A 20,435-nucleotide genomic window follows, 5' to 3' on the forward strand; every position below is an offset into this window, starting at 1 on the left:
TCACCGCAGCGGCGTCCCGTCCTCCCGCAGCTGCATCTGCGGCCGCCCCGTCACCAGCAGCCAGGCCGGCAGCGAGGCGACGCAGAGCAGGGTGAGGATCCCCGGCGAGAGGACCAGCACCGCGGCGACGAAGAGGCTGATCCAGCCCTGCCGGGTGATGGCCAGCAGCACCCCGAGCACCCCGGCGGACACACCGACCGACGGGTGCACCCCGGACACCAGGGCGTGCGCGCACAGACCGAGGGCGGTGCCCACGAACACGGCCGGGAAGATCCGCCCGCCGCGGAACCCGCAGGACGCGGCGACGACCAGCGCGGCCAGCTTCACCACCGTCATGAGGGCGAACTCCCCGGCCGACCAGCCGTCCGGGTCGTGCGCCAGCTCGGCGATCTCGTCGAGCCCCTTGAACAGCGTCAGATGGCCGCCCAGGGCCGCGAGAGCGCCCAGCACGACGCCGCCCGCCGGGAGCATCAGCATCGGGTGCCGCAGCCGGTGGAAGGCCCCGTGGACGTAGGGGAGCGCGCGCACGGCGCACATGCCGAGCAGCGCGCCGGCACAGGCCACCACGACCGCCGCCAGCAGGTCCGGCCAGTCCGGCCGGCCGAAGGAGGGCAGGTCCAGGTCGAAGCTCGGGTGGTCGATGAGCACGGCGGTCTGGGCACCGGCCGCGGCGGCGGTCAGCGGCGCGAAGAGGTTGTCCCACAGCAGTCCGCGCGTCTCCTGCCGGGACAGCACCTCGGAGATCACCAGGGCCGCCGCCACGGGCGTGCCGAACAGCGCGCCGAGCGTCCCCGCCTCCGCCAGCGCCGGCCAGATCCGGCCCGGCGCCCGGGGGATGAACCGGCCGCCCAGCAAGACCGCCACGCCGACGTTCACGGCGATGATCGGGTTCTCCGGGCCGAGGCTCGGCCCGCCGGCCAGCATCAGCGCGGTCGCCAGCAGCAGCCCCGGCAGCACGACGGGCGGCAGGACCGGGGCGTCCAGGCCGAGGGTGGCCGGATCGGGGCCCGCGTGCCCCGGCACCTTCCACACCACCAGGCCGACGGCGATGCCGGTCGCGACGAGCACCACGAACATCCACGCCACGGAGTACCGGCCGATCCCCAGCGCGTCCGGCAGGGTCTGCCACAACACGTCCTCGAGCTGCTCGGCGGCGATCTCCACCCCCACCAGGAGCAGGCTGCAGATCACCCCCACGGCCAGGGCGGGCAGGATCGACGGCAGCAGGGCGCGGGCGGGAGTCGCGGGGGTGACGGAGGGCGCCTGCCGCTCGGAGTCCTGGATCACGGGCACACGATAAACGGATCAATCGGGACAATCAGGAAACACGCTTGCACCTCACGTGGCGTGAGGCCCGACCGTGAAGCACGAAGGAACGAACGAAGACACGGAAAGAGACACGGAAGAAGAAGGGAGCGGAAGTGAGCTACTCCGTGGGACAGGTCGCGGGCTTCGCCGGTGTCACCGTGCGCACGCTGCACCACTACGACGACATCGGCCTGCTCGTCCCGAGCGGACGCAGCCACGCGGGCCACCGGCGCTACGGCGACGCCGACCTCGACCGGCTGCAGCAGATCCTGTTCTACCGAGAGCTCGGCTTCCCCCTCGACGAGGTCGCCGCCCTGCTCGACGACCCGGCAGCGGACCCGCGCGCGCACCTGCGCCGCCAGCACGAACTGCTGACCGCCCGGATCGAGAAGCTGAGCAAGATGGCGGCGGCCGTGGAGCACGCCATGGAGGCACGCAGAATGGGCATCGACCTCACCCCCGAGGAGAAGTTCGAGGTCTTCGGGGACTTCGACCCGGACCAGTACGAGGGCGAGGTGCGCGAGCGCTGGGGCGGCACCGACGCCTACCGCCAGTCACAGCAGCGCACGGCCTCGTACACCAAGGAGGACTGGAAACGCGCCACCGAGCGGTTCGACGCGATCCACCGGCGCATGGCCGGCCTGATGGCCGACGGCACGCCGGCCGACTCCAGGACGGCCATGGACACCGCGGAGGAGCACCGCCGCTTCATCGCCGGGACGTACTACGACTGCTCGCACGAGATGCACAGCGGTCTGGGCGAGATGTACGTCGCCGACCCGCGGTTCACCGCGACGTACGACGCCATCCGCCCGGGCCTCGCGGTGTACCTGCGCGACGCGATCCTGGCCAACGCCGCCCGGCATTCCTCCTGACCCCTGGCCCGGGACCCCGTACGGGTCACTCCCGGGCCAGGACCACCGCGGTCCCGTAGGCGCACACCTCGGTGCCCACGTCCGCCGCCTCCGTCACATCGAAGCGGAACGCCAGCACGGCGTTGGCGCCACGCGCGCGTGCCTGCTCGATGAGCCGCGCCATGGCCTGGTTGCGGGTCTCCACGAGTGTCTTGGTGAGCCCCTTGAGCTCACCGCCGACCAGGGACTTCAGCCCGGCGCCGATCTGACTGCCCACGTGCCGGGAGCGCACGGTCAGGCCGAAGATCTCGCCGAGCACCTCCTGCACGCGGTAGCCGGGTACGTCGTTCGCGGTGACGACGAGGACGTCGGGCTGAGGGCCCTGGCCGCCGCCGTATTCGTCGATGCCCATGGTTCACAGCTTTGACCGGGACGGCCCACAGTGCATCCTGAGTACGCCCATGGAACCTGGGCCATGACGGCCGCGTTGATACTTTGATGCAGTCAGCCCCAGCCCGTATCCCCCCAGCAGCAGGAGCCACATCCCCGTGACCACGCTTGCGCTCGGCCCCGAGTGGCTCAGCCCGGACTACCTGATCTCCACGTTCAGCCTGCCCGGCATCCTGCTCATCGTCTTCGCGGAGTCCGGACTCTTCGCGTTCCTGCCCGGCGACTCCCTGCTGTTCACGGCCGGCCTCTTCGTGGCCGAGGGCACCTACATCACCCAACCGCTGTGGCTGGTCTGCACGCTGATCGTGATCGCCGCCGTCGTCGGTGACCAAGTGGGCTACATGATCGGAAAGTTCCTGGGCCCGAAGCTCTTCAACCGGCCCAACTCCAAGCTCTTCAAGCAGGAGAACCTGGACAAGGCCCACGAGTTCATGGAGAAGTACGGCCCCAAGGCGATCGTCCTGGCCCGCTTCGTCCCGATCGTGCGCACCTTCGCCCCCATCGTGGCCGGCGCCGGCCGCATGAAGTACCGCACGTTCCTCACATACAACGTCATCGGCGGCATCGCCTGGGGCACCGGCGTCACTCTCGCGGGCTACTGGCTGGGCCAGATCGGCTTCATCAAGAAGAACGTCGAGTCGATCCTCATCCTGATCGTCCTGCTCTCGATCGTGCCGATCATCATCGAGTACCTGCGCGACCGCTCGAAGAAGAAGAAGGCGGCGGCCCAGGCCCCGGCCCCCCAGTCCCAGCTCCCCGCCATGGACGACGCCACGACCCAGCTCCGCCGCATCACCCCGGACGACCAGCCCCCGCACCAGCAGCAGCCGTACGGCAACCACAACGGCTACAACGACCAGCAGTACTACAACCAGTACCCCCAGGCCCCGGGCTACGGCCAGCAGCAGGGAAACCAGCAGCCTTACAACGGCGGCTACTGAACCGACCTGCTTTTCAGGGGCGCGGGGAACTGCGCGAACAACCCCCACCGGCCTGCGGCCGCCAACGGACAGGAAGCCCCCACCCCATAGGCAAAGGGCGTCAGAAACCCCTGGTCCGCTTGGCGGCCCGCCGCTTCTCCGCAGACCCGATCCGCAGGAACATCCGCGATATCTCGGACCCCAGATTCACCCCGATGGCGATCGCCATGGCCAGCGCCACCGCCTTGGACAGCGACACCAGCCCCTCGTCGATCTCGTTCTGCGCGATCGCCAGCAGTCCGAAGTACGTCGCGGAACCAGGCAGCAACGGCCCGATCGCAGCGGTCGTGTACGGCAGAGCCGAAGCGAACTGATACCGCGACAGCAGCTGCCCGAACAACCCCACCAGCCCGGCAGCAGCAGCGGTGGACGCCACCGGCGAGATCTCCCCGGCATAGTGCATCGCGCCGTACACGATCCACGCGACACCGCCGTTCAGGGTCACCCACATCACGGTGGATCGTTCCTGCTGAAGCAGCACGGCGAACGCCAGCGACAACAGCATCGACGCCCCGATCAGCAGCACCGGCTCGTCGGAGACCCCGAGCGCCGCGTCGGGATTCAGCCGCGCCCCGAGCTGCACACCGAAGTACAGCACCAGCAGCACACCCGCGACGATGCCGACGAAGAAGTACAGCACCTCCAGCAGACGCGCGGACGCGGTGATGTAGAAGCCGGTCAGACCGTCCTGCACGCCCGCCACCAGCGCCCGCCCGGGCAGCAGCGCGAACAGCCCACCGGTGATGACCGCGGAGGCGTTGACGTCCACATGGACGAGCGTCAGCGCGACCCCGATCGCGGCCGGCGGCATCGCGGCCACCGTGAACTGGTAGAACTCCGGCAGCCCGCGCCCCGCGCACAGCCACGCCAGCCGGTCACCGAGCATGGCGCCCAGCGCCGCCGCGATGAACACCAGCAGATCACCGCCGACGAGCACGGAGGCCGCACCGGCCAGCAGCCCGCTCGCACCGGTCAGCGCCCAGCCGGGGTAGGGGTGACGGTTACGGCGGATCTCAGCCAGCCGCCGGTAGGCCTCCTCCAGGGAGACCGCCGTCTCGTCGTCGCTGAGGTCGTCCACCAACTGGTACACGGCCGCCAGCCGCGTGTAGTCGGTGCCCCGGCGGCGCACGGTCCGCGACGCCGTGACCGGGTCGTCGACGAGCGACGGCTGGTAGGAGATCGCCAGCAGCGTGAAGGTGACGTTCGGCTCGCAGCGGTCCAGGCCGTAGGACCGGCAGACGGCGAACATGGCCGCCTCCACGTCCTCGGCGCCCTCACCGCCCGCCAGCAGCAACTCGCCGATACGCAGCGTCAGGTCGAGCACACGCGGCACCGCGGGCCCTGTTTCGTCGCTGCCGCGCTGGATCGTCTCCGGCGCCGGCCGCTCCGCCACCGGCATGCGCAGCATGGTGCGCATCCGGTCCTGCCAGGGCACGTCCTTGGTCAGGCTGACCACGGGGATCCCGCTCGGCGGGGTGAACGCCGTCGGGGCCTGTTTCGCGCTGTACGTGCTCGGCGTCGTGAACGCCGACCCCTCCGGTTCCGCCGAGGGCGCCTGCGGGACGTCCATCCCCTCCGGCAGGGCGAACTCGGACGTCGTCTCGGCCTCCGTCTGGGCCGTCCTGTGGACGGCCAGCCCCTCCGGGATCGCGAACTCCGACGTCGTCGACATATCCCCGTCGACGGCGGCCCCACCGGGAGGCGAGAAACTACTCCTTGCCTCGTCCGACTTGGGCTTGCGGTCCTCCGCGTCCGTCACTGCCTGGCGCTCCCTGTACGACACGTCAGCCTCGTACCCCCCACAGCTTCAGTATGCGCACAAACGGACGAACGGGCCGCACGCGCAGGCGTGCGGCCCGGGAGTGTCGAGGAGGGGTCAGTGCCCGCCCGACTCCTTGAAACGCTTGTAGGACCGCTCGATCTCGATCTCGGCGTCCGTACGGCCCACCCAGTTGGCGCCCTCGACCGACTTGCCGGGCTCCAGGTCCTTGTAGACCTCGAAGAAGTGCTGGATCTCCAGGCGGTCGAACTCCGACACGTGGTGGATGTCCCGCAGGTGCTCCACACGCGGGTCCGTCGCCGGCACGCACAGCAGCTTGTCGTCGCCACCCGCCTCGTCCGTCATACGGAACATGCCGATCGCACGGCACTTGATGAGGCAGCCCGGGAAGGTCGGCTCGTCCAGGATGACCAGCGCGTCCAGCGGGTCGCCGTCCTCGCCGAGGGTGTTCTCGACGAAGCCGTAGTCGGTCGGGTAGGCGGTCGAGGTGAAGAGTCGCCGGTCCAGGCGGATACGACCGGTCTCGTGGTCCACCTCGTACTTGTTGCGCGAACCCTTCGGAATCTCGATCGTGACGTCGAACTCCACCGGTGGCTCCTCCATGATCAACACATAGTTCTGGTGGTTAAGTGTCCCTCACGCAGGTGTGTGATCGCGAAAGGGGCTGGTGTTCGTGCCAGAGCTGAGGCCTTGGCGGTCCGCGAGGCCGCACGTGGTGCGGATCGCGGGTGCCGTACGACCGCGTCTGGCCCGGGCCGCCGCGGCCGCGAAACCACGGGTCGCGCGGCTTGCACGGGCCGGGAAACCGCAGGTCGCGCGGCTCACACGGCCGAAGACCTGGCAGTACACCGCGGGTGCCGCCACCGCCGGTCTCGCACTGGCCGCCGGTGTGGTGACCGCCGCCGGTCCCTGGGACTCCTCGGGTCAGCGTACGGCCGAGCGGGACCGGGCCGCCGCCCTGAACCGCCCGGGTGGCACAGATCACGGCGGCACCTCCGGCACCTCCGGCGCCCCCGGCCGGCCCCGGCCCGCCCCCAGCGCCGCCCCGGTGCTGACCGGCCTCGGCGGCATCAGCAAGGTGAAGTCCGCCCCTGACGGCAAGGCCCTCGCGGACGCCCTCACACCCCTGCTGAAGAACCCGGCCCTCGGCCCCCGGCCCGCCGCGGCGGTCGTGGACGTCACGAGCGGCAGGCGCCTGTACGGCACGGACGCGGACGCCGCGCTCACCCCGGCCTCGACGACGAAGATCGCCACGGCCGTCGCCGCGCTGTCCGCCATGGGCGCCGACCACCGCATCACCACCCGCGCCGCGCTGGAACCCGACACCAAGGAAGTCGTCCTGGTCGGCGGCGGCGACCCCACGCTCACGGCCCACGAGGACTCCGCCGGCTCGGCGAGCCTGCGCGATCTGGCCGCCGACACGGCCGGAGCCCTCGCCGAGCGAGGCGTCCGCGAGGTGACGCTCTCCTACGACACGACCCTCTACGCGGGCGACGAAAAACACCCGATCGGGGTCAACCCCAACCTCGCCCTCGTCAGCCCCCTGATGGCCGACGAGGGCCGCACCGACGACTCGACGAGGGGCCCGGCCGCCCGTGTCCCCGACCCGGCGCAGGACGCGGCCCACCGGTTCGGGGACCTCCTGAAATCCCACGGCATCAAGACCACCGCCCCCGGCCCGTCCAAGGCCACCACCCGGGCCAAGACCCTCGCCACGGTCTCCTCGCCCCCGCTCTCCGCCCTCGTCGAGCGCATGCTGACCAACAGCGACAACGACATCGCCGAGGCCCTCGCCCGCCAGACGGCCCTCGCCGGCGGCGACCGCGCCGACTTCGCCGGCGCCGACCGGGCGGTCAGCGCCCAGCTGCGCAAGCTCGGCCTCCCGCTGAAGGGCGCCGCCTTCAAGGACGGCAGCGGCCTGAACCGCGCCGACCGGCTGACGGCGGACCTCCTCACCGCACTGCTGGCCAAGGCGGCCGACCCCGACCGCCCCGAACTCCGCCCGGCCCTCACCGGGCTCCCCGTCGCCGGCTTCACCGGCACCCTGACCAGCCGCTACACGGACGGAGCGGCCGGCGTCGTACGCGCCAAGACCGGCACCCTGACCGGCGTCAACACCCTCGCGGGCACCCTGGTCGACCAGGACGGCCGCCTCCTCGCGTTCGCGTTCATGGCCAACGACACGACGAACCCGGAAGCAGCCCAGAAGGCCCTGGACAGAGCAGCGACGACACTGGCGGAATGCGGCTGCCGATAGCTGCTTGCCCCGCTGTGGGCAGTCGTTCCGCCCAGCTGTGCCCACCCGCCCCGCCCGGCTGTGCCCACCCGCCCCGCCCGGCTGTGGGCAGTCGTTCCGCCCGGCTGTGGGCAGTCGTTCCGCTGGGGCGGAACGGGTGGGCACAGCCGACAACGCCGAGCACCGGCCGAGCAACCCCGGCGTCAGCCGACCCCGCAAACGCCGAGTACCGGAAAACGGGACCCGGCGTCACCCACCCTCGCCGCCCTGCCCCAGCGGCCGGCGCTCACGTACGGTTGACGCATGACGAGCATCGGTGGTGCTTCAACCGGCATGGTCGACTGGAATCTCGCGGTCGCGACCGCGACCCGGCTCGTACGGCCGGGCCCCGACGTCAGCCGGGACGAGGCCCGCGCCGTCGTCGCGGAACTGCGCCGGCACGCCAAGGCCTCGGAGGAACACGTCCGCGGCTTCACCCGCCTGGGCACCGAGGAGGGCCACGACACCCCCGTCCTCGTCGTCGACCGCCCCGGCTGGATCCGCGCGAACGTCGCCGGCTTCCGGGAACTCCTCAAGCCCCTGCTCGACAAGATGCAGGACCGGCGCGGCAACACCCCGGGCAGCGCGGTGATGAGCGCGGTCGGCGGCAAGGTCACCGGCGTCGAGCTGGGCATGCTGCTGTCCTTCCTGGCCTCCCGGGTCCTCGGCCAGTACGAGACCTTCGCCCCCGCCACCCGGCAGCTCCCGGCCGCGGAGAACGGCGGCGGCCGGCTCCTGCTCGTCGCCCCCAACATCGTGCACGTGGAACGCGAACTCGACGTCGACCCCCACGACTTCCGCCTCTGGGTCTGCCTCCACGAGGAGACCCACCGGACCCAGTTCACCGCCGTCCCCTGGCTGCGGGACCACCTCGAGGGCGAGATCCAGTCCTTCCTGGGCGAGACCGACGTCGACCCCATGACCGTCCTCGAACGCGTACGCGAAGCCGCCCAGACCCTCGCCGGGGGCCGCCCCGAGGCCGAGGAGGACGACGGCGGACGCTCCCTCGTCGAGATCGTCCAGACCCCCGCCCAGCGGGAGATCCTCGGCCGCCTCACCGCCGTCATGTCCCTGCTGGAAGGCCACGCCGACTTCGTGATGGACGGCGTCGGCCCGGACGTCGTACCGACCGTCGGGGAGATCCGCGAGAAGTTCCAGCAGCGCCGCGCCAAGGGCGCCTCCCGCCTGGACATGGCCCTGCGCAAGCTCCTCGGCCTGGACGCCAAGCTCCGCCAGTACCGCGACGGCGAACGCTTCGTACGGGCCGTCGTCGACGAGGTCGGCATGGACGGCTTCAACCGCGTGTGGACCTCGCCCAACACCCTCCCCACCAAGACGGAGATCGCCAAACCGGCGGACTGGATCGCGCGGGTGCATCGCAGGGCCGAGTAGTGAACATCGCGGGAAGGTCGTGAAAGAAAGCCGGCCGACGGCAGGCGAACGCCCCTTCAATCACCCGTCCGAGGGACCGTGAGGCAGGGGTAGGCGTGCAATGCTCGGGGAACGGCCCGGTTCTGTCACCATCTACACACTCTGCGTGACCGACCTCGGGCTCACCCCCCGACAACTTCATGAAGGGAACCGGACATGGGTCCCCATCCTGCGGTCGCGGCGATACGCCTGGCGGTCCGCCGCGTCCTCCACGACCTCCTCACCGAACACCACAGCACCACCGCCGCACTCCGGCACGCCCCCTCGCACGAGCCGCCGCCCCCGCCGCTCGTGCTCGTGGCATGCTCCGGCGGCGCCGACTCCATGGCCCTCGCCTCAGCCCTCGCCTTCGAGTCCCCCAAACTCGGCATCAGAGCCGGCGGGGTGACCGTCGACCACGGCCTCCAGCCCGGCTCCGACGCACGCGCCGCGGAAGTCGTCCAGCGCCTGCGCGAACTCGGCCTCGACCCGGTCGACTCCGTCGCCGTGACCGTCGGCCGAACCGGCGGCCCCGAAGCCGCCGCCCGCGACGCCCGCTACGCCGCACTCGACACCGCGGCCGAACGCCACGGCGCCACCGCGGTCCTCCTCGGCCACACCCGCGACGACCAGGCCGAAACCGTCCTGCTGGGCCTCGCCCGCGGCTCCGGCATCCGCTCCCTGTCCGGAATGGCCGCGGTCTCGGGGGCCGGCGGCCGCTACCGGCGCCCCTTCCTGGAACTCGACCGGCAGACCGCCCGCAAGGCCTGCATGGTCCAGTCCCTGCCCGTCTGGGACGACCCCCACAACGCCGACCCCGCCTACACCCGCTCCCGGCTGCGCCACGAAGGCCTGCCCGCCCTGGAGAAGGCACTCGGCAAAGGCGTCGTCGAAGCCCTCGCCCGCACGGCACAGCTCTCCCGCGACGACGCCGACGCCCTCGACGCCTGGGCCGGCCGGGCCGAGGCCACCGTCCGCGACGCCACCGGGCTGCTGGAGTGCGCGAAGCTCTACGCCCTGCCCCCCGCCGTACGCCGCCGCATCCTGCGCCGGGCCGCCATCGAGGCCGGTGCGCCGGCCGGCTCGCTGTTCGCCCGCCACATCGAAGAAGTCGACCGGCTCATCACCGGCTGGCGCGGTCAGGGAGCCATCAACCTCCCCGGCAAGGTCGTGGCCCAGCGGCAGGGTGGCAGACTGGTGATTCGGCAAGGCTGAACCAACGACCCCTCCGGGCAATCGGTGGAGGGGCCGCTCAGCCGGTGGGACGACCGAAAGTGATGCGGGTGGACGCGAAAGACATGGGTGCCGACCTCCAGCAGGTACTCATCACCAAAGAAGAGATCGACGCCAAGCTCGCCGAGCTGGCCGCGAAGATCGACGCGGAGTACGCGGGCAAGGACCTGCTGATCGTCGGAGTCCTCAAGGGCGCGGTGATGGTCATGGCCGATCTCGCCCGGGCGCTGTCCACCCCCCTCACCATGGACTGGATGGCCGTATCCTCGTACGGGGCGGGCACCCAGTCCTCCGGTGTGGTGCGGATCCTCAAGGACCTCGACACCGACATCAAGGGCAAGCACGTCCTCATCGTCGAAGACATCATCGACTCCGGACTGACCCTGTCCTGGCTGCTCTCCAACCTCGGCTCGCGCGAGCCCGCCTCCCTCAAGGTGTGCACCCTGCTGCGCAAGCCCGAGGCCGCGAAGGTCGCCATCGACGTGGAATGGGTCGGATTCGACATCCCCAACGAATTCGTCGTCGGCTACGGACTGGACTACGCCGAGAAGTACCGCAACCTCCCGTTCGTCGGTACGCTCGCGCCCCACGTGTACGGCGGCTGAATCCCGGCCGGGGTGCCGTGACGGTGATCGGGAACCCCAGCGGACTTCCCGCCGTTGGAGCATGCGTAGACGGATCGCCAGTCGTCCCGCGCAGCTTCAGGTGACAATGCTGGGGTACCGTCCGAAGAACAGCCTTTATCAAACTCACTATGGCAGGAGGGACGGGGCGGCACCGCTCCGTATGGATGGACGTGAAGCGATACTTCCGTGGGCCGGTCATGTGGATCGTGCTGGCCGTCCTTGCCGTGGTCGTGTTGATGCAGGTCGTCGGCTCGTCCGGCGGCTACAAGACGGTGGACACCGGCCAGGTCGTCCAGGCGATCAATGACAACAAGGTCGATTCGGCCAAGCTGACCACCGGCGATGAGCAGATCATCAAGGCCGAGCTCAAAGACGGCGTAAAGATCGAGGGCAGCTCGAAGATCCAGGCGAGCTACATCGGCGACCAGGGCGTGACGATTGCCAACACGCTCCAGGCCAAGTTCCAGGACAAGCAGATCTCGGACGGCTACACGGTCTCGCCGTCGAAGCAGAACCCGTTCGTCGGGATCCTGCTCTCGCTGCTGCCCTTCGTCCTCATCGTCGTCGTCTTCCTGTTCCTGATGAATCAGATGCAGGGCGGCGGCTCCCGGGTCATGAACTTCGGGAAGTCCAAGGCCAAGCTCATCACCAAGGACACCCCCAAGACGACGTTCTCGGACGTCGCCGGCTCGGACGAGGCCGTCGAGGAACTCCACGAGATCAAGGAATTCCTCCAGGAGCCGGCCAAGTTCCAGGCCGTCGGCGCCAAGATCCCCAAGGGCGTGCTGCTGTACGGCCCGCCCGGCACCGGCAAGACCCTGCTCGCGCGTGCCGTCGCGGGCGAGGCGGGCGTGCCGTTCTACTCGATCTCCGGATCCGACTTCGTCGAGATGTTCGTCGGTGTCGGTGCCTCCCGAGTCCGTGACCTGTTCGAGCAGGCCAAGGCGAACGCCCCGGCGATCGTCTTCGTCGACGAGATCGACGCGGTCGGCCGCCACCGCGGCGCCGGCCTCGGCGGTGGCCACGACGAGCGCGAGCAGACCCTGAACCAGCTGCTCGTCGAGATGGACGGCTTCGACGTCAAGGGCGGCGTCATCCTGATCGCCGCCACGAACCGTCCGGACATCCTCGACCCGGCCCTCCTGCGCCCCGGCCGCTTCGACCGTCAGATCGCGGTCGACCGCCCGGACATGCAGGGCCGTCTGGAGATCCTCAAGGTCCACCAGAAGGGCAAGCCGGTCGCGCCCGACGTCGACCTGTCGGCGGTCTCCCGCCGCACGCCCGGCATGACGGGTGCCGATCTCGCCAACGTGCTGAACGAGGCCGCCCTGCTGACGGCCCGCAGCGACCAGAAGCTGATCGACAACCACATGCTGGACGAGGCGATCGACCGTGTGGTCGCGGGCCCGCAGAAGCGGACCCGGATCATGTCGGACAAGGAGAAGAAGATCACCGCGTACCACGAGGGCGGACACGCCCTGGTCGCGGCGGCCTCACCCAACTCCGATCCCGTCCACAAGATCACGATCCTGTCGAGAGGCCGCGCCCTCGGCTACACGATGGTGCTGCCGGACGAGGACAAGTACTCGACCACGCGCAACGAGATGCTCGACCAGCTCGCCTACATGCTGGGCGGCCGCGCGGCCGAGGAGCTCGTCTTCCACGACCCGACGACGGGTGCGGCCAACGACATCGAGAAGGCCACAGGCCTGGCCCGCGCGATGGTCACGCAGTACGGCATGACCGAGCGTCTCGGCGCGATCAAGTTCGGTGGCGACAACACCGAGCCGTTCCTCGGGCGTGAGATGTCTCACCAGCGCGACTATTCGGAAGAGGTCGCCGCGCTGGTCGACGAAGAGGTCAAGAAGCTCATCGAGACCGCGCACAACGAGGCGTGGGAGATCCTGGTCGAGAACCGCGACGTGCTCGACAACCTGGTCCTGGCCCTCCTCGAGAAGGAGACGCTGGGCAAGGAGGAGATCGCCGAGATCTTCGCGCCGATCGTCAAGCGCCCGCCGCGGCCCGCCTGGACGGGCTCCTCCCGCCGTACGCCGTCCACCCGCCCGCCGGTCCTCTCCCCCAAGGAGCTGGCCCTGACGAACGGGACGAACGGCGCGACGCCGGCGATCACCACCGCGAAGAGCACCGCGGCGGACCCCGCCCCGGCGCCCGAGCGGACCCCGGAGGACCGCCCCGAGAGCTGACCCCAGCTCTCCCGGCGGCCCCCGGGCCCGGAATGGATGCCGCGCCCCCCAGGTTTTAGCCTGGGGGGCGCGGCTTTTCGCCATTTCCGCAGGCCGCCACGTGAAGGACACAGGAACGAGGCACCCAGATGACCGACCCCGTGACCCTGGCCGGCGAGGGCCAGCTCGGCGAATTCGACGAGAAGAGAGCCGAGAACGCCGTTCGGGAGCTGCTGATCGCGGTCGGCGAGGACCCCGACCGCGAGGGGCTTCGGGAGACCCCGGCGCGGGTCGCGCGGGCGTACAAGGAGATATTCGGCGGGCTGTGGCAGAAGCCCGAGGATGTGCTGACGACGACGTTCGACATCGGGCACGACGAAATGGTGCTCGTGAAGGACATCGAGGTGTACTCGACCTGTGAGCACCATCTGGTGCCCTTCCGTGGCGTCGCTCACGTCGGGTACATCCCGGCCACCAGCGGCAAGATCACCGGGCTGTCCAAGCTGGCCCGGCTCGTGGACGTCTACGCGCGGCGCCCACAGGTGCAGGAACGACTCACCACGCAGATCGCGGACTCGCTGATGGAGATTCTCGAGCCGCGCGGGGTCATCGTGGTCATCGAGTGCGAGCACATGTGCATGTCGATGCGAGGGATCCGCAAGCCCGGCGCGAAGACGCTGACGTCGGCCGTGCGGGGGCAGTTGCGGGACGCGGCGACGCGGAACGAGGCGATGAGCCTCATCATGGCGCGCTGACGCCGGGCGTCACGTCGTCGGAGCCGCCCCCGTGCCGTCGTGTTCGTCGTCCTCCGGGAGTTTGCAGACGCGTTCCAGGAAGATGGCCGCCGCTATGACGCCGATGCCCGCGACGACGGAGAAGCCGGCGTAGATGGCCTGGTCGCGGCGGGCGGGGATGTCGAGGGACTCCAGCAGGAAGACGCCGGTGCCGCCGTACATGCCGGAGACGAGGGCGGCGACCAGGGCGCTGGCGTGGCCGAAAACGACCGCTCGGGCCGCCATCATGGGGTCGACGCCCTTGGCGTCGGGCTGCCGCTCGCGCTGGGCCTTCAGCCGGGAGCGGAGCGAGAGCGCCGTGGCCAGGAGGACCACGGCGATCAGCGCCAGGACGATCGGGGCGGCCAGGGGGACGCTCGGGAGAGTGCCGACCGAGTTCCACAGGCGGGCCCCGGCCCAGGACAGCACCCCGGCCACGACGAAAACGCCGACCAGCACCCTGATGCGCAGCTCTCTCACGGTGTCCCTTCAGTTCCCCCGGCGGTGGCCCCGTTCCGCGGCCGTCTTGACCTTAACGGCTACTCGGGCAGCCGGAGTTCCAGGTCCTTGCGGGGTTCGACGCCCGTACGGGTCACGGCGTCCAGCAGGCCCGCGACCGGGCCGCGGCCCGGAAGCTGCGCCTCGGGGTCCAGGTCGTGCCAGGGAGCCAGGACGAAGGCGCGCTCGTGGGCGCGGGGGTGGGGGAGGGTGAGCTGCGGGTCGTCGGAGACGACGTCGGCGTACGACACGATGTCGACGTCCAGGGTGCGGGGGCCCCAGTGCTCGTCCCGGACGCGGTGGAAGGCCTCCTCGACCGCGTGCGCGCGCTCCAGGAGCGAGGAGGGCGGAAGGGTGGTCTTCAGGACGACGACCGCGTTGAAGTAGGCGGGCTGGCTGCCGGGCTCCACGCCCCAGGGCTCGGTCTCGTAGACCGGGGAGACGCCCTTGATGCGGAGGCCGGGCGTGTCCTCGAGGGCGTCGACGGCTCCCTGGAGGGTCTCCAGTCGGTTCCCGAGGTTGGAGCCGAGGGCGATGACGGCCCATTTGGGGTTGCTGAGCGTGGTGTCGGCGGCGTCGACCTTGTCGACGACGGAGGCGGGTACCGGCTGTACGGTCGGGTCGCTGGGACCCTTGATGAAGGGTGCAGTCATACTCGGCTCCGGGTGATGGTGACGGTCACGTCGTCGAAGGGGACCGTGATCGGCGCGTCCGGCTTGTGGACGCAGACGTCGATCTCCTTGACCCCCTCGTGCTTCAGACATACCTGGGCTATGCGCTCGGCGAGCGTCTCGATGAGGTTGACGGGCTCGCCCTCGACGACGGCCACGACCTCCTCGGCCACGATGCCGTAGTGCACGGTCTTCGCCAGGTCGTCGTCGGCCGCGGCCGGCCGGGTGTCCAGGCCGAGGACGAGGTCCACGACGAAGGTCTGGCCCTCCTCACGTTCCTCGGGGAACACACCGTGGTGCCCACGGGCCTTCAGGCCGCGCAGCGCGACACGATCCACGCGAATCACTCCTGCAATCGTCGGTCACGGCCGGTCCGTGCCGTGTGCGGGCGGCACACCGGCCTCAGTCGAATCTACCTGCGAGCCCGGACGGGGCCGGGCCACGGGGGTGGGCACCCGGGCCGGGCCGGGCAGGATTCATCCAGCGTTTCCCCTGGCGAACCCGGCGGCTCATGGGTTGGTAGCCGCCCATACCCGGGGGTCCGTGATTCCAACCACGTCGTCGTCCCGCGTTCGGCCCTTGTGAGCCGCCTACCCACTCAGGAGGGGGTCTCCTCGCCCTCGTCCTCGTCGGTTTCGGCCAGAACGGGGGAAGCGTGGTGCGACCAGAGTTTCCACCCCTGGGGCGTGCGCCGGAACACGTTGGTGGCGACCACGAGCTGGCCGACGAGCGGGCCGAGCTCCTCGTCGCCCTCGGGGGCGGGGCCGCCGCTGAGGATGTTCTCCGTGCAGTTCACCAGGGCGGTGTCGCCGGTGACCGAGACATGCACATCGGTGAGGAAGAACTGGATGTAGTCGGTGTTCGCCATGATCAGCGCGTACGACCGGAGGACCTCGCCGCGGCCGGTGAGCACGGGCCAGCCTGGGTGTACGCAGGAGACCACGCCGGTGTCGGCCGGGTCGTGGTAGGACTCGTCGACGCCCAGGTCGGAGGGGGTCAGCCAGAGCGACGCCAGTTCCTCGAAGTCGCCCTGTTCCAGTGCCTCGTAGAAGGCGGTGTTGGCGGCCTCGACCTGTTCGACGTCGGTGTGCGGGGCGCTCACCGTGCTCCTTCTGCGCCGGTGCCCGTCGTACGCGCCCCTTCGATGGCGTGGGCGACGCGTACGGCATCAGCCGTGGCGCGTACCTCGTGCACGCGTACGGCCCAGGCGCCGGCGTGCGCGGCGAGGGCGGAGACGGCGGCGGTGGCGGCGTCGCGCTCGCGTGCGGGCGGGGGCGGGCCGTCGGGGCCGGCCAGGACCCGGCCGAGGAAGCGCTTGCGGGAGGCGGCGACGAGCAGCGGGTGGCCGAGGCGCAGGACGCGGTCGAGGCTCGCGAGGAGCGCGAGGTCGTGCTCGGCGTCCTTGGAGAAGCCGAGCCCGGGGTCGACGATGACGCGGTCGGGGGCGATGCCGCCGGCCAGGACGGCTTCCACGCGGGCGCGGAGCTCGTCCACGACCTCGCTGACGACGTCGGTGTACTCACCCTTGACGTTGCCGCCCTGGAGGAAGCCGCGCCAGTGCATGACGACGAAGGGGGCGCCGGCGTCGGCGACGGCGGGGATCATGCGGGGGTCGGCGAGGCCGCCACTGACGTCGTTGACGAGGGCGGCGCCGGCCGCGAGGGCTCGTTCGGCCACGGAGGCGCGCATGGTGTCGACGGAGACGGTGACGCCCTCGGAGGCCAGGCCGCGGACGACGGGGATGACGCGGCGGAGTTCCTCGGCCTCGTCCACCCGGGCCGCGCCGGGGCGGGTCGACTCGCCGCCGACGTCGACCAGGTCCGCGCCTTCGGTGACGAGGGCGAGGCCGTGTTTGACGGCGGTCGTGGTGTCGAAGAAGCGGCCGCCGTCGGAGAAGGAGTCGGGGGTGACGTTCACGACTCCCATGACCGCGCAGCGGTCCCATTCCGGTAGGCCCGCCGCGCGCCCGCGTCCGCTGTGGTTGCTCATATGTTCAGCGTAGGCCCAGGCGGGGGCCGTCAGGCGCTGCGGCCCAAGTGACGGCCCCGTGTGGGGGGCAAGGCCTTGGGTCACGCCGCCCGGACGCTCCGTTCCGCCGTGGTGCCGTGGGGGCAGGGGCGGCGGCCGGCCGGGCCGCGGCGGCGCAGGAAGCGCGGCAGGGGGAGGGCGAGGTTGACGAAGCCCTCGGCCTGCATGGCGGCGAATCCGATGCGGGGCAGGTCGGCGGAGGCGCGGTAGACGACGAAGCGGGGCTCCCAGCGCGGCTGGAACTTGGCGTTGAACTTGTACAGGGACTCGATCTGGAACCAGCGGGAGAGGAAGACGAGCAGTCCGCGCCAGGCGCGCAGCACCGGGCCGGCGCCGATCTTCTCGCCGCGTGCCAGGGCGGCGCGGAACATGGCGAAGTTGAGGGAGACGCGGTCGATGCCGAGCTTGGGGGCGGCCTGGAGGGCGGCGACGATGAGCAGTTCGTTCATGCCGGGGTCGGCCAAGCGGTCGCGGCGCATGAGGTCCAGGGAGACTCCGTCGGTGCCCCACGGCACGAAGTGCAGGATCGCCTTGAGGTCGCCGTATTCGCCGGGGTGGTCGTCCTGTTTGTGGGCGGTCGCGATGAGGCAGTCGCCGTCGGCGGGGTCGCCGATACGGCCCAGGGCCATGGAGAAGCCGCGTTCGGTGTCGGTGCCGCGCCAGTCGTCGGCGGCGCGGCGGACGCGGTCCAGCTCGGCCTCGCCGAGGTCACGGACACGTCGTACCCGGGTTTCGTAACCGGCGCGCTCGATGCGCTTGACCATCTGGCGCACGTTGCGCATCGCGCGGCCGGCGAGTGAGAAATCCTTGACGTCCACCACCGCCTCGTCACCCAGTTCGAGGGCGTCGAGCCCGGTCTCGCGGGTCCACACCTGGCCGCCGGTCTCGGAGCAGCCCATGACGGCGGGGGTCCAGGAGTGGGCCTTGGCCTCGTCCATGAACTGTTCGATGGCGCCGGGCCAGGCCTCGACGTCGCCGATGGGGTCGCCGCTGGCGAGCATCACGCCGGAGACCACGCGATAGGTGACGGCCGCCTTGCCGCTGGGGGAGAAGACGACGGCCTTGTCGCGGCGGAGCGCGAAGTGGCCGAGGGAGTCGCGGTCGCCGTGCCGCTCCAGCAGGGCGCGCAGCCGGGTCTCGTCCTCCTCGGTGAGCCGGGCGGCCGGGTGCTCGGGGCGGAAGGCCAGGTAGATGGTGGTGACGGCGGTGAGCAGGCCGAGGGCGCCGAGCGAGAAGGCCACCGTCCAGGAGGTGTTGCCCTGGTAGTCGACGGGGCCTTCGAAGCCGAACAGGCCGTAGATGACGTGGGTGATGCGGTCGGCCAGGCTCGGGTCGCCGACGATGCGCTCGGAGTGGACGCTGACGATGAGCAGTCCGAGCGTCAGCGAACCGGCGCTCATCAGGACGAAGTTGGCGAGGGCCCGCCAGCGGCTGCGCGGGTCGGGCAGGGCGTCGAACTGGTCGCGGTGGCGCAGCAGGGGTGCCAGCAGTGCCAGGGAGATGAGTACGCCCACGAGCGAGTGCCGGTAGGTGAACTGCGCGACGGCACCGGCGGGCAGCAGGGCGACGGCCGCCCGCCAGGCCCGGCGCTTGCCGCGCTTGAGGCCGTGGGCGAGCAGCAGCAACAGCACGCCGGTGCTGAGCGACAGGGCGGCCGCGAACGGGCCGAGGGCGCCGGGCAGTACCTCGGCGATGGCGTGCATGCGGCTGTGGCGGAAGCGCGGGAACACGCCCGCGGCGATGTCCAGGACGCCTACGAGGGCGCATGCTCTGCCGACCAGGACGGGGACGGCCTCGGGGCGCGGGCCGCGCAGCAGTTGGCGCACCCGGTTCATCCGGGCCGTGGGCGCCGCGTCGCCTCTGCGACTCGGAACCCCGACCGACATTTCCTCATCTGTCCTGACAGACATCGCATCCCGTAGTTCTGCGAGAGACCTTGGATCCGGTGCCGATTCGGGCATCCGGCGACATTGCGCCCTCTAGGACGGTGTCTAAGAGGGAGAGGTTCACTCCCCACGTCAAAGCCGTTTCAAAGGCCAAGGAAAGTCCGGGACAAGCCCTCGCGAAGGTGTGGTCGCGGGGGTGGCCGGGCGGAGAGCGCGGACAGGTAACCAACCCATGGGTCTCACGAGCAACAAGGTGCTGCTGCTGGCGGTGCTGTCGGCCGTGCTGCTGTTCGCCGGCACGGTCTGGCTGTGGCCACGGCTGGCCCGGCGCGGCTGGCGGATGGTGGGCGGGCGCGTCGGCCTGCTGCTGGCCACCCAGTTGGCGCTGTTCGCCGCGGTGGGTCTCGCCGCCAATCAGGCCTTCGGGTTCTACGCGAGCTGGGCGGACCTGTTCGGGCAGGAGAAGGACCAGGGCGTGGTGGTCGACCACGCGCGGGGCGAGGGCCCGCTGGAGGTGGTCGCCACGCGGCGGGTGCCGGGGGCAGGTGGCGCGCAGCCCCAGGCCGGCGGCCGGATCCAGGAGGTCGGGATCGTGGGCCGGACGACCCGTATCGCCACCCCGGCGTACGTCTATCTGCCGCCGGAGTACTTCCAGCCGCGGTACCGCACCCGTTCGTTCCCCGCGGCCGTGGTGCTGACCGGCTACCCGGGCACGGCGTCGGCGCTGGTGGAGAAGCTCCACTATCCGCGTACGGCCCTGGAACTGGCCCGGGCGGGCCGGATGCGGCCGACGATCCTCGTGATGCTGCGGCCGACGGTGGCGCCGCCCCGGGACACGGAGTGCGTGGACATCCCGGGCGGGCCGCAGACCGAGTCGTTCTTCGCCAGGGATCTGCCCGAGGCGTTGCGTTCGCAGTTCCGGGTGGTCGGAAAGCCGGGCCGGCTGGGCATCATCGGCAACTCCACGGGCGGGTACTGCGCCTTGAAGATCGCCATGCACCATCCCGATGTGTATGCCGCGGGGGCGGGTCTCTCCGCGTACTACAAGGCGCCGATCGACGCCACCACGGGTGATCTCTTCCAGGGTGACAAGGAGTTGCGGAATCGGGCCGACCTGTGGTGGTACCTGAAGCACAGGCCCGCTCCCGATACCTCGCTGCTGGTCACCAGCAGCAAGGCGGGCGAGTCCAACTACAAGGACACGCTGCGGTTCATCGAGCGGGTGAAGAACACCGGGCGGACGCGGATCTCGTCGATCGTCCTCGAAAGCGGCGGGCACAACTTCAACACCTGGCGGCGCGAGATTCCGGCGACGCTGGAGTGGATCAGCGGGCGGCTGGAGGGCCGTTCGGGGAACGCTGGGAATGATCTTGAGAATTGATTGAAGGCCAGATTCCGCTTCCTGTCGAGTTCTGATGCGGTGTGAACACTTCGGTATGGCTTTGTTTTGCGGGGTGGCTCACCATGATTCGCCTACGCG

19 protein-coding genes are annotated in these 20,435 nt (G+C 70.5%); 9 read left to right on the forward strand and 10 right to left on the reverse strand.

The genetic code is table 11. The features are described 5' to 3' along the window. Positions 1-1,293: an ion channel protein gene (locus AC07DF_RS15525; protein ID WP_478970819.1), complete on the reverse strand. Its 1,293-nt coding sequence runs from the start codon at positions 1,291-1,293 to the stop codon at positions 1-3. Between the two features lie 128 nt (positions 1,294-1,421). Here AC07DF_RS15525 and AC07DF_RS15530 point away from each other — a divergent pair, with 128 nt between their 5' ends. Continuing rightward, positions 1,422-2,183, forward strand: coding sequence for a MerR family transcriptional regulator (locus tag AC07DF_RS15530; RefSeq protein WP_478970820.1), 762 nt, complete (start codon positions 1,422-1,424; stop codon positions 2,181-2,183). Positions 2,184-2,208: 25 nt separating this feature from the next. Here AC07DF_RS15530 and AC07DF_RS15535 read toward each other — a convergent pair whose 3' ends face one another. Further along, positions 2,209-2,574 carry a YbjQ family protein gene (locus AC07DF_RS15535; protein WP_478970822.1) on the reverse strand — a complete coding sequence of 122 codons (366 nt, stop codon included), beginning with the start codon at positions 2,572-2,574 and terminating at the stop codon, positions 2,209-2,211. A gap of 136 nt (positions 2,575-2,710) precedes the next feature. On the opposite strand from AC07DF_RS15535, the gene AC07DF_RS15540 reads away from it, so the two are divergent. Further along, positions 2,711-3,553, forward strand: a complete 843-nt coding sequence (locus AC07DF_RS15540) for a DedA family protein (RefSeq protein WP_478970824.1) — start codon at positions 2,711-2,713, stop codon at positions 3,551-3,553. A gap of 100 nt (positions 3,554-3,653) precedes the next feature. Here AC07DF_RS15540 and AC07DF_RS15545 read toward each other — a convergent pair whose 3' ends face one another. Together AC07DF_RS15545 and AC07DF_RS15550 are read right to left on the reverse strand one after the other, a co-directional pair. Further along, the gene (locus AC07DF_RS15545) at positions 3,654-5,351 is read right to left on the reverse strand and encodes a threonine/serine exporter family protein (protein ID WP_478970826.1); all 1,698 of its coding nucleotides are present in this window, start codon (positions 5,349-5,351) and stop codon (positions 3,654-3,656) included. Between the two features lie 117 nt (positions 5,352-5,468). Continuing rightward, positions 5,469-5,960: an inorganic diphosphatase gene (locus AC07DF_RS15550; RefSeq protein ID WP_217556031.1), complete on the reverse strand. Its 492-nt coding sequence runs from the start codon at positions 5,958-5,960 to the stop codon at positions 5,469-5,471. Between the two features lie 79 nt (positions 5,961-6,039). Here AC07DF_RS15550 and dacB point away from each other — a divergent pair, with 79 nt between their 5' ends. The 6 genes from dacB to folE all read left to right on the forward strand — a co-directional run bounded on the left by dacB (position 6,040) and on the right by folE (position 13,854). Beyond that, the gene (dacB, locus tag AC07DF_RS15555; RefSeq protein WP_478970828.1) at positions 6,040-7,629 is read left to right on the forward strand and encodes a D-alanyl-D-alanine carboxypeptidase/D-alanyl-D-alanine endopeptidase; all 1,590 of its coding nucleotides are present in this window, start codon (positions 6,040-6,042) and stop codon (positions 7,627-7,629) included. A gap of 282 nt (positions 7,630-7,911) precedes the next feature. Then, entirely contained in the window at positions 7,912-9,039 is a 1,128-nt protein-coding gene (locus AC07DF_RS15560; protein WP_478970830.1) for a zinc-dependent metalloprotease, read from the forward strand. A gap of 195 nt (positions 9,040-9,234) precedes the next feature. Continuing rightward, positions 9,235-10,272, forward strand: a complete 1,038-nt coding sequence (tilS, locus tag AC07DF_RS15565) for a tRNA lysidine(34) synthetase TilS (RefSeq protein WP_478970832.1) — start codon at positions 9,235-9,237, stop codon at positions 10,270-10,272. A gap of 62 nt (positions 10,273-10,334) precedes the next feature. Continuing rightward, positions 10,335-10,895, forward strand: coding sequence for a hypoxanthine phosphoribosyltransferase (gene hpt, locus AC07DF_RS15570; protein ID WP_184594965.1), 561 nt, complete (start codon positions 10,335-10,337; stop codon positions 10,893-10,895). Positions 10,896-11,080: 185 nt separating this feature from the next. Further along, positions 11,081-13,120, forward strand: a complete 2,040-nt coding sequence (ftsH, locus tag AC07DF_RS15575; RefSeq protein ID WP_478970833.1) for an ATP-dependent zinc metalloprotease FtsH — start codon at positions 11,081-11,083, stop codon at positions 13,118-13,120. Between the two features lie 128 nt (positions 13,121-13,248). Continuing rightward, positions 13,249-13,854, forward strand: a complete 606-nt coding sequence (gene folE / locus AC07DF_RS15580) for a GTP cyclohydrolase I FolE (protein ID WP_478970835.1) — start codon at positions 13,249-13,251, stop codon at positions 13,852-13,854. 9 nt (positions 13,855-13,863) lie between these two features. On the opposite strand, the gene AC07DF_RS15585 is transcribed toward folE, so the two are convergent. The 6 genes from AC07DF_RS15585 to AC07DF_RS15610 form a co-directional block, all read right to left on the reverse strand. After that, positions 13,864-14,352: a DUF3180 domain-containing protein gene (locus tag AC07DF_RS15585; RefSeq protein WP_454364620.1), complete on the reverse strand. Its 489-nt coding sequence runs from the start codon at positions 14,350-14,352 to the stop codon at positions 13,864-13,866. Positions 14,353-14,411: 59 nt separating this feature from the next. Then, positions 14,412-15,023, reverse strand: a complete 612-nt coding sequence (folK, locus tag AC07DF_RS15590) for a 2-amino-4-hydroxy-6-hydroxymethyldihydropteridine diphosphokinase (protein ID WP_399024575.1) — start codon at positions 15,021-15,023, stop codon at positions 14,412-14,414. Continuing rightward, positions 15,020-15,379, reverse strand: coding sequence for a dihydroneopterin aldolase (gene folB, locus AC07DF_RS15595; RefSeq protein ID WP_478970839.1), 360 nt, complete (start codon positions 15,377-15,379; stop codon positions 15,020-15,022). The genes folK and folB overlap by 4 nt, the downstream gene beginning before the upstream one ends. 260 nt (positions 15,380-15,639) lie before the next feature. Then, complete coding sequence (locus AC07DF_RS15600; RefSeq protein WP_382490895.1) at positions 15,640-16,143, reverse strand: nuclear transport factor 2 family protein; 504 nt, start codon at positions 16,141-16,143, stop codon at positions 15,640-15,642. Next, a complete protein-coding gene (folP, locus tag AC07DF_RS15605; RefSeq protein WP_478970841.1) occupies positions 16,140-17,030 on the reverse strand; it encodes a dihydropteroate synthase in 891 nt (296 codons plus the stop codon). Before folP ends, AC07DF_RS15600 begins: the two co-directional genes overlap by 4 nt. A gap of 80 nt (positions 17,031-17,110) precedes the next feature. Next, complete coding sequence (locus AC07DF_RS15610; RefSeq protein WP_478970844.1) at positions 17,111-18,955, reverse strand: phosphatidylglycerol lysyltransferase domain-containing protein; 1,845 nt, start codon at positions 18,953-18,955, stop codon at positions 17,111-17,113. Between the two features lie 232 nt (positions 18,956-19,187). On the opposite strand from AC07DF_RS15610, the gene AC07DF_RS15615 reads away from it, so the two are divergent. Then, the gene (locus AC07DF_RS15615; RefSeq protein WP_478970846.1) at positions 19,188-20,336 is read left to right on the forward strand and encodes an alpha/beta hydrolase; all 1,149 of its coding nucleotides are present in this window, start codon (positions 19,188-19,190) and stop codon (positions 20,334-20,336) included. The last annotated feature ends 99 nt before the right edge of the window (positions 20,337-20,435 follow it).

The sequence above is a fragment of the Streptomyces sp. NPDC044719 genome, from assembly GCF_056433405.1.

What these genes read in the sequence shown, in the direction of transcription:
- folE (WP_478970835.1), top strand. Translation starts at nt 13,249, where the DNA reads ATGACCGACCCCGTGACCCTGGCCGGCGAGGGCCAGCTCGGCGAATTC.
- AC07DF_RS15610 (WP_478970844.1), bottom strand. Translation starts at nt 18,955, where the DNA reads ATGTCGGTCGGGGTTCCGAGTCGCAGAGGCGACGCGGCGCCCACGGCC.
- hpt (WP_184594965.1), top strand. Translation starts at nt 10,335, where the DNA reads ATGCGGGTGGACGCGAAAGACATGGGTGCCGACCTCCAGCAGGTACTC.
- AC07DF_RS15615 (WP_478970846.1), top strand. Translation starts at nt 19,188, where the DNA reads ATGGGTCTCACGAGCAACAAGGTGCTGCTGCTGGCGGTGCTGTCGGCC.
- folP (WP_478970841.1), bottom strand. Translation starts at nt 17,030, where the DNA reads ATGAGCAACCACAGCGGACGCGGGCGCGCGGCGGGCCTACCGGAATGG.
- AC07DF_RS15560 (WP_478970830.1), top strand. Translation starts at nt 7,912, where the DNA reads ATGACGAGCATCGGTGGTGCTTCAACCGGCATGGTCGACTGGAATCTC.
- tilS (WP_478970832.1), top strand. Translation starts at nt 9,235, where the DNA reads ATGGGTCCCCATCCTGCGGTCGCGGCGATACGCCTGGCGGTCCGCCGC.
- folK (WP_399024575.1), bottom strand. Translation starts at nt 15,023, where the DNA reads ATGACTGCACCCTTCATCAAGGGTCCCAGCGACCCGACCGTACAGCCG.
- AC07DF_RS15535 (WP_478970822.1), bottom strand. Translation starts at nt 2,574, where the DNA reads ATGGGCATCGACGAATACGGCGGCGGCCAGGGCCCTCAGCCCGACGTC.
- ftsH (WP_478970833.1), top strand. Translation starts at nt 11,081, where the DNA reads ATGGACGTGAAGCGATACTTCCGTGGGCCGGTCATGTGGATCGTGCTG.